Source organism: Arthrobacter sp. H14 (genome assembly GCF_000520495.1).
Lineage (GTDB): Bacteria > Actinomycetota > Actinomycetes > Actinomycetales > Micrococcaceae > Arthrobacter_C.
The window spans coordinates 1899-2634 of sequence record NZ_KI914699.1 but is presented as its reverse complement, the minus strand read 5'-3'; the positions used below and the strand labels follow the sequence as shown (position 1 = coordinate 2634).

At 58.4% G+C, this 736-nt stretch carries 1 pseudogene; it reads left to right on the top strand.

Annotated elements, in window-relative coordinates:
- Positions 1-303: 303 nt before the first annotated feature.
- Positions 304-736: pseudogene (locus tag Y707_RS31795) on the top strand (hypothetical protein); the annotation flags it as partial.

Sequence of the window (736 nt, the reverse complement as noted above, 5' to 3'; positions counted from 1 at the left end):
CGAACCAAAGTCGTGGACGTGCAGCCGGCCCGCAGGGGCGGTTGTCCCGGTGGAGCGGGCACGTATGATCCGCAGAGCAGTCGCCCTGGCCAGCTACCAGACCGGCCACCTATCAGAAGCAGCATAAGAAAATAAGTTAGTCAATTTGTCTCAAAAGCTTGACGAGCTCAAACCCTGGTCTTCTGACCCGATGAAGGTGACGTGGTCACGAAAAAATCTGAAATCTATACCAATCCGGTAACGGGGCCCGTCCCGAAGCGCTAATGTCCGCCATTTCCAATAGAAATATATGGAGGCAACATTATGCAGAACATCTTTACCAAGTCCTTGGCCGTCACCGCCGTCAGCGGTGTCATGATCGCCGGAGGCGCCGGCATGGCCAGCGCCAGCACCGGAGATTCCACCAACACCAATGTGGATGGGGCAACCACCCAGGTGTCTGACAACCGCATCGATGACAGCGGCAACCTGTCGCTGGATACCATCCTCAACGATGTGGTCGACACCGGTGACATCGCGAGCAACAACAACGTGCTCAGCGGCATCGACGCCGATGTGTCCGACAACCTCAACGGCATCGCCAGCGGAAACGACGCTGACGTCACCGCCAACCCTGATGTGGACAGCAACGTTGACGCCGATTCCGACGTGGACAGCAACGTCGACGCCGACACCTCGGCCGACAGCACCACGGACAGCGCCTACTACGGCGGCTACGACAACGAGGGACTGCTGG